This is a genomic window from Micromonospora sp. NPDC051300 (genome assembly GCF_044455315.1).
Lineage (GTDB): Bacteria > Actinomycetota > Actinomycetes > Mycobacteriales > Micromonosporaceae > Micromonospora > Micromonospora robiginosa.
Genome location: NZ_JBITEP010000028.1, coordinates 66,623 through 75,351 on the forward strand (window position 1 = coordinate 66,623; position 8,729 = coordinate 75,351).

The 8,729-nt window shown below is 77.3% G+C and carries 5 protein-coding genes; all 5 read right to left on the reverse strand.

Annotated features, from left to right (window positions below):
• Positions 1-17: 17 nt before the first annotated feature.
• The 5 genes from alaS to ACIA5A_RS25185 all read right to left on the reverse strand — a co-directional run bounded on the left by alaS (position 18) and on the right by ACIA5A_RS25185 (position 8,599).
• Positions 18-2,699 carry an alanine--tRNA ligase gene (gene alaS, locus ACIA5A_RS25165; protein WP_396766871.1) on the reverse strand — a complete coding sequence of 894 codons (2,682 nt, stop codon included), beginning with the start codon at positions 2,697-2,699 and terminating at the stop codon, positions 18-20.
• Positions 2,696-3,001 carry a hypothetical protein gene (locus tag ACIA5A_RS25170; RefSeq protein ID WP_396766873.1) on the reverse strand — a complete coding sequence of 102 codons (306 nt, stop codon included), beginning with the start codon at positions 2,999-3,001 and terminating at the stop codon, positions 2,696-2,698. Before ACIA5A_RS25170 ends, alaS begins: the two co-directional genes overlap by 4 nt.
• A gap of 32 nt (positions 3,002-3,033) precedes the next feature.
• Positions 3,034-3,495, reverse strand: a complete 462-nt coding sequence (locus ACIA5A_RS25175) for a DUF948 domain-containing protein (protein WP_181567772.1) — start codon at positions 3,493-3,495, stop codon at positions 3,034-3,036.
• Positions 3,496-3,641: 146 nt separating this feature from the next.
• Complete coding sequence (locus ACIA5A_RS25180; protein WP_396766880.1) at positions 3,642-4,256, reverse strand: hypothetical protein; 615 nt, start codon at positions 4,254-4,256, stop codon at positions 3,642-3,644.
• A gap of 2,843 nt (positions 4,257-7,099) precedes the next feature.
• Entirely contained in the window at positions 7,100-8,599 is a 1,500-nt protein-coding gene (locus ACIA5A_RS25185; protein WP_396766875.1) for a replication-associated recombination protein A, read from the reverse strand.
• Positions 8,600-8,729: the final 130 nt, after the last annotated feature.

Genomic DNA, 8,729 nt, shown 5'->3' on the forward strand with positions numbered 1-8,729 from the left:
GGCGTCGATCAGTGCGCTCATGCCGCGTCCGCGACCGCCTTCTCCACGGTGACCAGCAGGTTCGCCGCCTCCGCGGCGGGCAGGCCGCCGCCCTGGGCCAGGTCGTCGCTGCCGCCACCCCGGCCGGAGAACGCCGCCTTCACCAGGTCCTTCGCGCTCAGGCCCCGACCCCGGGCGGCCTGGTTGACCGCCACCACCAGGGACGCCTTGCCGTTGGCCCGGGCGGCCACCGCGACCACCGCCGGGCGGGCCGCGTCGATCCGGCCCCGGATCTCCTGGGCGAGCGTCCGCACGTCGTTCGCCGCCGCGCCCTCGGGCGCCTCGGTGCCGACGTACGCGACCCCGCGCACGTCCTTCGCCTGCGCCGCGAGCGCCCCGGCGCCGCCGAGCACGAGCTGGGCGCGGAGCTTCTCCAGCTCCTTCTCCGCGTCGCGCAACTGGGTGACGGTCTGCTCCACCCGGTCGGCGACCTGCTCACCCGGCACCCGGAACATCTCGGCCAGCCGGGACACCAGCAGGTGCTCCCGGGCCAGGAAGCCGAACGCGTCCATGCCGACGAGCGCCTCGATCCGCCGTACCCCGGAACCGACCGACGCCTCGGAGAGGATCTTGACCAGGCCGAGCTGGGCCGAACGGGCCACGTGGGTGCCGCCGCACAGCTCCCGGGCGTAGTCGCCGACCTCGACCACCCGCACCCGCTCGCCGTACTTCTCGCCGAACAGCGCCATCGCGCCGATCCGGCGGGCCTCCTCCTGGCTGGTGACGAACGCGTGCACCTCCAGGTCGGCCAGGAGCACCTCGTTGACCTGCTGCTCCACGTCGTGCAGCACGCTCGGCGCCACCCCGGTGGGGGTGTTGAAGTCGAACCGCAGCCGGCCCGGCGCGTTGAGCGAACCCGCCTGGGTCGCCGACTCGCCGAGGAAGTTGCGCATCGTCTGGTGGACCAGGTGCGTCGCGGTGTGCGACCGCGAGATAGCCCGGCGACGGGACGCGTCGATCTCCGCGTACCCGGTCTCCCCGGCGCGGACCTCGCCGCGCACCACCCGGGCCCGGTGCACGATCAGGCCGGGCACCGGCTGCTGCACGTCGAAGACCTCGACCTGGCCGCCGCCGACCGTGATGAGCCCCTGGTCGGGCTGCTGGCCGCCGCCCTCGGCGTAGAACGGGGTGGTGTCGAGCACCAGCTCGATCGTGTCGCCCTCGGCCGCCGCGCCGACCTGCGCGCCGCCGGCCAGCAGCGCGCGCACCCGGGACTCCCGGTTCAGCTCGGTGTAGCCGGTGAACTCCACCGGCCCGCCCACGTCCAGCACCGACCGGTAGGCCGACACGTCGGTGTGCCCGGTCTTGCGGGCCTGCGCGTCGGCCTTGGCCCGGCTGCGCTGGTCGGCCATCAACCGGCGGAAGCCCTCCGCGTCGACCTGCAGGCCCTGCTCGGCCGCGATCTCCAGGGTCAGGTCGATCGGGAAGCCGTACGTGTCGTGCAACTGGAACGCCTTGTCACCGGAGAGGGAGGGCTTACCCGCCGACTTCGTCTCCGCGATCGCGGTGTCCAGGATCGTGGTGCCGGCGCGCAGCGTGGCCAGGAACGCGTCCTCCTCGGCGTACGCGTACTGCGAGATCCGACCGAACTCCTCGGCCACCTCCGGGTACGACGGCGCCATGCAGTCCCGCGCCACCGGCAGCAGCTCCGGCAACGCCCGATCCTGGTAACCCAGCAGCCGCACCGCCCGGATCGCCCGGCGCATGATCCGGCGCAGCACGTAGCCACGCCCCTCGTTCGACGGGGTCACCCCGTCACCGATCAGCATCAGCGCGGTACGCACGTGGTCGGCGACCACCCGCAGCCGCACGTCGTCCGGGTGCGACTGGTTGGCCGCGTGCCCCGAGTGCGCGCCGTAACGCTTGCCGGTCAGCTCGGCCGCCCGGTCCAGGATCGGGCGGACCTCGTCGATCTCGTAGAGGTTGTCCACACCCTGCAGCAGCGAGGCCATCCGCTCCAGGCCCATGCCCGTGTCGATGTTGCGCGCCGGCAGGTCGCCGAGGATCGGGAAGTCCTCCTTGCCGACGCCCGGACCGCGCTCGAACTGCATGAAGACGAGGTTCCAGAACTCCAGGTAACGGTCTTCGTCGACCTCCGGACCACCCTCGCGGCCGTACTCCGGACCCCGGTCGTAGTACAGCTCCGAACACGGGCCGCACGGGCCGGGGATGCCCATCGACCAGAAGTTGTCGGCCTTGCCCCGGCGCACGATCCGCTCCGCCGGCACGCCGGTGGCGCGCCAGATGTCGTACGCCTCGTCGTCGTCGAGGTAGACCGTCGCCCAGATCCGCTCCGGGTCCAACCCGAAGCCACCCGCCTCGACCGACTTCGTGGCCAGGTCCCAGGCCAGCGGGATCGCCCCGGACTTGAAGTAGTCACCGAAGGAGAAGTTGCCGTTCATCTGGAAGAACGTGCCGTGCCGGCTGGTCTTGCCGACCTCGTCGATGTCCGGCGTCCGGATGCACTTCTGCACGCTCGTCGCCCGCTGGTACGGCGCGGTCTGCTGACCCAGGAAGTAGGGCACGAACTGCACCATGCCCGCGTTGATGAACAGCAGGTTCGGATCACTGATGGCGGGCAGCGGAGCCGACGGCACCACGACGTGACCGTTCGCCTCGAAGTGGGCGAGGAACCGCCGCTTGATCTCCGCCGTCTTCATCGCTGGTGCTCCTCCGGGAAAATCTCTCGGTCACCGATCCGCGGGTCCTCCCGCAGCTCGGCGAACTCGTCGTCGTACGCCTCGCCGCGGGCGAAGGCCTCGTGGATCTCCTGCTCCCGCTCGGCCATCGAGATCCGGACGTCGTCCACGAAGGCACGCACCGACTCGACCAGGCCACCGGCGGACTCGGACAGCCCGCTGGCGATGCCGGCCGGCGTGTACGCCTGCGCGGTCCGGGTGGCCTTGCGCACCACCAGGACACCCACGGCCAGGCCGATGCCCAGCCAGAACAACCGCCTCATGCTCTCATCCTTCCCGCGTACGCCGGTCGGGGTCAGCGGTTGCCGCGCTTGGCGGCCCGACGCTGCTGCTTGATGGTGTCGCGCACCTCACGCTCGGTCTCGGCGTGCCGGCGGGCGGAGGCGGCCTTGCGCACGCCGTAGCCGAACGCGGCCACCTTCACCAGCGGGTTCGCGGCGGCGGCGGAGACCACGGTGGCGAGGTTCGCCACGTTCGCGGTGACGTTCTGCGCGTGACTGGTCATGGTGTCCACCTTGGCGAGCTGGAGGTTCACCCCGTCCAGCGAGGTCTGCACCTGCTCCAGCGCGGTGTTGACGTTCTTCACCGTGGTGTTCACGTCACCGAGCAGCGGCCCGGTGCGGTCGTTCAGATCACCGATCATGCGGGTCGTCGCGTCCACGGTGTGCCGCAACCGCAGGATCGGCACCGCCAGCACGAGCACCAGCATCAGGAACGCGCCGGCCGCGATCAGCGCAGCGATCTCTCCACCACTCACGCGTATGTCCTCCTCAAACAGTGTCCCCGAACCGGACGTCCCGGGACGCGCGACCGTACCTACCCCGCGCGTGCCACGCCGACCCGGTCACCGGGCGCGGGCGGGCGCGCCAGCCCCAGACCCTACCGTCCGTGATGGAAGTCGGCTCACGACGGTGACGGGGTCGGCTCGCCGAGGGGGTCGTCGGTCAGGGTCGGGTACGGATCCTCACCGGTGAGTGACGGGTCGGTCGTCGGCGTGGGGCCGGTGCGCTCGTCGTCGATCGCGTTGCGCACCTTCACCGACACCAACGAGCCGGCGCACTTCGCCGCTGCGGGCGCCGGCGCGGACGGCGCCGGCTGCCCGTCCACCGACGGCGGCGTGCAGGTGGGGTCACGGACCCACAGGTCGAGCGTGAGTTCGTCCCGACGCCAGCAGGTGTAGCTGCCCTCCACCTTCTCCTCCGGACAGCGGTCGACCTTCCACCGACGCCAGCCGTCCTTGGCCAGCGCCTGCTCGTAGACCGCGACGGTCGGCTTCCACCCCTGGTCGGACTCGACCGCGCGTTCCCGCAACCGGCAGTCCTGCAGGCACCAGCGACTGCCGCTGACGTTGTCGACCGTCGTCGTCGCCGCCCAGGACGGCACGTCGAGCGCGTCGAGGGTGTCGAAGACCGGGTCACGGCTCAGCGTCCGCATCCCGAAGTAGAGCGGCACGGCCCCCAGCAGCACGAGGCTGACCAGGGCGAGCACGGCCATCCGCAGCCGGCGCCGCTCACGCAGTTGCCGTCGCAGGTCGGAGCGGGCGCCGCGCGGGCCGGCGATCTCCGTACCCTCGCCGGCCGCGCCGGGGCCGGCCGGTCGCGGTGCCGGCCCGTCGCCGGGCCGCGGCCCCACGGGCTCCCCCGGCGGCGTCACGACCGCGGCCGCGCGCGCCACCGCCGGTCCGGCGCCGGCCGGACGGGTCGGATCCGGGGTGGGCGGACCGAATCGCCCGCCCGTCTGTTCGTCCGGGGCGACCGGGCGGGCCACCCCCGCCGCCGCCCGGGCGACCGCCGGCCCGGCGGAGGCGGCCGCGCGGGGTCCCGGCGCGGGCGCGCCGCCGGACGGGCCGTCGGGGCGCTTCGGGCCCGATCCGTCACCGGCCGGCCGTACCGCCGCCGTCCCCGGGGCGGAAACGGGGCGGCCACCGGCCCGCGTGGGGTCGTCGGCCGGGCCGCGCCCACCGGGACGGCCACCGCCTACCGGCACGGCGCCGCTGCGGTCCGGGTCGCCGTGCGGTCCCACCGGCGGGACGCCGCCGCGAGCCGGACCGGCACCGGCACGGTCACCGGCGACCGGCGGCCCGCCGGGACGGCCAACGCCGGCACGGTCACCGCCGGCGGGCGGTCCGCCGGGACGCGCCGCGCCCCTGGCGGGGCCGGGATGCGCGGCCCGCGCGGGCGGTACGGCCGGAGCGGACGGCTCGGCCCGGTCGGCCGGACCGGACGGGTCGGAACGGACCGGCGGCATCGCGGCGCCGGTCCGGGCGGCCGGCCCCCGGTCGGCGCCACCGGCACGGGCGCCGGGCGCCCGGTCGGGGCCGCCGGCGCGGGTGGGCGCCTCGCCCGCGGGCGGGCCGGACGACCGCCGGGCGGCTGGCATGGCGGGGTCGGTGTGCGGCGCGCGACCGGCCTGCCGCAGCCAGTCGGCGGGGCGCTCCGGACGTTGCGGGCGTGGCTCGCCGGGCTCGTCGGCCACGACGCGCCGGGATCGAGGCGCGTCGGCCTCGGCACCGGACTCGTCCGGTGCGACCCGACGGCCACGGCCGGGACCGGGCTCGTCGGGGACGGCCCGACGGCCACGGCCGGCGGCGAGCGGGCCCGTCCCGTCCGACGGCGCGCCGGAGACGGGCGCGGCGGCGCCGGGCAGGCCGGGAGCGTTCCCGCTGCGCGGCACCACCGGCCGGTCCGGCTCCGGCGCGGCCCGCCGGCCGGTCCGGGTGGTGGGGTCGATCTCGCCGGGCACCGCCCGGCGGCCGTCGCGGGACGGCGCCTCGTCGGGCCGGGACCGCCGGCCACCGCCGGAGGCCGGGCGGACGGCCGGGTCGACGTCGGCGCCCCGTGCGTCGACGGCGCGCTCCGGGGCCGCGCGACGCACGCCTCCGGCGCTGGGCCCGCCGGGCGGCGCGTCGTCCGGCCGCGCCCGGCGCCCCGGGCCGGAGACCGGCCGGACGTCGGCCGGGTCGTCGTCGGGCCGGGCCCGCCGGCCCACGGCCGCGCCGGCCGGCGCCTCGTCGGGTCGGGCGCGTCGGCCCACGCCGGAGACCGGCCGGATGCCGGCGGAGTCGTCGGGCAGCACGCGGCGCCCACCGGCGGCCGGGCCGGATCCGGCCGGCTGGACGTCGGGCGTCTGCGCACCGTGCCGGCCGCGCGGGGTGGGTGGCGTCGCCACCCGGTCGTCGTCGCCGTCGCCGGCCGGCGGCCGGCCCGGACCGGGCTCCACCGGGCCGCGGGGCACGGTCCGCGCGGCGGCCGGTGTGACCCGGGGACCACCGATCGGGCGGCCGGGAACCGGCGGCTGCTGGCCGGTCGGGGCGTCCGCGCCGCCACGGGACGGGGCGCCGCCCGGCCGGGGCGCCTCGGGCATGCCGGGCCAGGGGCCGTCCACCGGACGACGGGGGGCGCCCGGGTCGGGACCGGTCGGCCGGGTGGGCGGCGCCGCGGGGACGGGCCCGTCCGGGCCGCGTCGCGCGCCCGCCGCACGGGGGTCGGGCCGGGCGACGCCGGCGAGTGGGTCGCCGCCGGGACGGCCGGGACCCCGGGGTGTCGCGGCACCGGGGGCCGGCGGCATCTCCGCCCCGGGCCGCGCGACGCCGGGGGGCGGAGCAGCGCCGGGGCGGCCGGTCACCGGCGGCATCGCCGCACCGGTCCGGCCGGCGGCCCCGGGAGCCGTCTGATGGGGCCGGCCCGGCGCCTGTGGGGCGGGGCCGGCTGCCGCAGGCGGACCGGAGCGGGCGGGGGCCGGCGGCTGCGCACCGGGCCGGGCCGAAGGCTGCGGCCCCGGCCGTCCCGGGCTCGGAGGCTGCGGCCCCGGCTGGCCCTGGCTCGGCGGCTGCGGCCCCGGTTGACCCTGGCCAGAAGGCTGCGGCCCGGTTCGTCCCGGGGCCGGCGGCTGCGGCGCCGATCGGCCCGGCACCGGGGGTTGCCCGCCCGGGCCGGCCGCCACCGGGGGCGGCGGCCCGGGTCGCCCCGGCGCCGAGGGCTGCGCGCCGGGGCGGGCGGTTCCCGGGGCGGGCACGCCGGGACGCGACGCCGGGCGGTTCGTCGGCGGCGTCGGCCCACCGGCCGGCGGTGGCCCGCCCGGGACGGGCCCCGGCGGCGGCGAACCGCCGGGACGGGGCGGGAAGGCGGCCCCGGGTCGCGCCCCCGGACCGCCCGGCGCCTCGCCCTCGGGCCCCTCCGGACCCAGCTCACCGCGCTGCTGCTTGGCGGTGCGCAGGTCGTCGATCCAGCCGAACTCCTCGCCGGCCGGAGCCTGCTCCGGCTCGGCCTCGGCCCGGCCGCGTCCCCACCGGCGACCCCGGGCCTTCGGATCGCGCCGCTCGTCGGGGCCGTCCGCCGGCCGCTCCGGACCACGCGCCATCACTACTGACCCCCCTCGGTGGCGTCGCCGCCACCCTCGCTCGCCCCGGCGGCCTGCTCGGTGCCGCCCACCCGGGCATCGTTCGCGGCTGCCGGCGCACCGGCCTCCCCCCGCGTCGCCGGTGCCGGCAACCCACGCACGATCCGGCGCAGCACCGGCAGCCGGGTGGCCACCGCCCGCTCCGCGCCATGCCCGCTGGGCCGGTAGTAGTCCGTCCCGACGAGATCGTCCGGAGCGTACTGCTGGGTGACCACCCCCCGGTGGTCGTCGTGCGGGTAGCGGTAGCCGGCCCCGTGGCCGAGCCCGCGCGCCCCGGAGTAGTGGGCGTCACGCAGCCCGCGTGGCACCGCGCCGCCGCGGCCGGCGCGCACGTCGGCGACGGCCGCGCCGATGGCGGTGGTGGCCGAGTTCGACTTCGGGGCGGTGGCGAGGTGGATGGCCGCCTGGGCGAGGTTGAGCTGCGCCTCGGGCAGGCCGACGTATTCCACCGCGTGCGCGGCGGCGGTGGCCACGGTCAGCGCGGTCGGATCGGCCATGCCCACGTCCTCGCTCGCGAAGATCACCATGCGGCGGGCGATGAACCGGGCGTCCTCGCCGGCCACCAGCATCCGGGCCAGCCAGTGCAGCGCCGCGTCCACGTCCGAGCCGCGCATGCTCTTGATGAAGGCGCTCGTCACGTCGTAGTGCGCGTCGCCGTCGCGGTCGTAACGCACCGCCGCCACGTCGACCGCCTGCTCGGCCACGGCCAGGTCGATCCGGTCGACGCCGGTGGCGGTCGCGGTGGCCGCCGCCGCCTCCAGCGCGGTGAGCGCCTTGCGCACGTCCCCGCCGGCGAGCCGGACCAGGTGGTCCTCCGCGTCCTCGGCGAGGACCAGCGAGCCGGCGAGCCCGCGCTCGTCGGCCACCGCCCGGCGCAGCAGACCGCGTACGGCGGTGTCGTCGAGCGCCTGGAGGGTGAGCAGCACGCAGCGGGAGAGCAGCGGCGAGATGACCGAGAAGTAGGGGTTCTCCGTGGTCGCCGCCAGCAGGGTCACCGTGCGGTCCTCGACGGCGGCGAGCAGGGAGTCCTGCTGGGTCTTGCTGAACCGGTGCACCTCGTCGATGAAGAGCACGGTCGGCGGGCCGCCGGAGCGGCGCTGCCGCCGGGCGGTCTCGATGACGGCGCGTACGTCCTTCACGCCCGCGGTCAGCGCGGACATCGCCACGAAGCGCCGGTCGGTGGCGTGGGCCACCAGGTGGGCGATGGTGGTCTTGCCGCTGCCCGGCGGGCCCCAGAGGATGACCGACATGGGCGCCGCGCCCTCGACCAGTTGGCGCAGCGGCGCGCCGGGCGCGAGCAGATGGTTCTGGCCGACCAGCTCGTCGATGCCGGCCGGGCGCATCCGGACCGGCAGCGGTGAGTCCGCCCGGGCGGCGGTGAACCCGTCGACGCCGCCGGGGGCCCCGGGTGCGCCGGGCGCTCCGGTGGGCTCGCCGAGGGTGAAGAGGGCGTCGGATTCCATCACGAGAACAGTACCGGGCCGGGGGGGGGGGGGGCCGCGGCCCCCCCCCCCCCCCCCCCCCGGGGGGGGGGGGGGGCGCCCCCCGCCCCCCCCCCCCCGCCCCGCCCCCCCCCCCCCCCCCCCCCCCCCC

Excerpts from the sequence above, each read along its gene's own strand:
- alaS (WP_396766871.1), bottom strand. The coding sequence starts at position 2,699 with ATGAAGACGGCGGAGATCAAGCGGCGGTTCCTCGCCCACTTCGAGGCG.
- ACIA5A_RS25170 (WP_396766873.1), bottom strand. The coding sequence starts at position 3,001 with ATGAGGCGGTTGTTCTGGCTGGGCATCGGCCTGGCCGTGGGTGTCCTG.
- ACIA5A_RS25185 (WP_396766875.1), bottom strand. The coding sequence starts at position 8,599 with ATGGAATCCGACGCCCTCTTCACCCTCGGCGAGCCCACCGGAGCGCCC.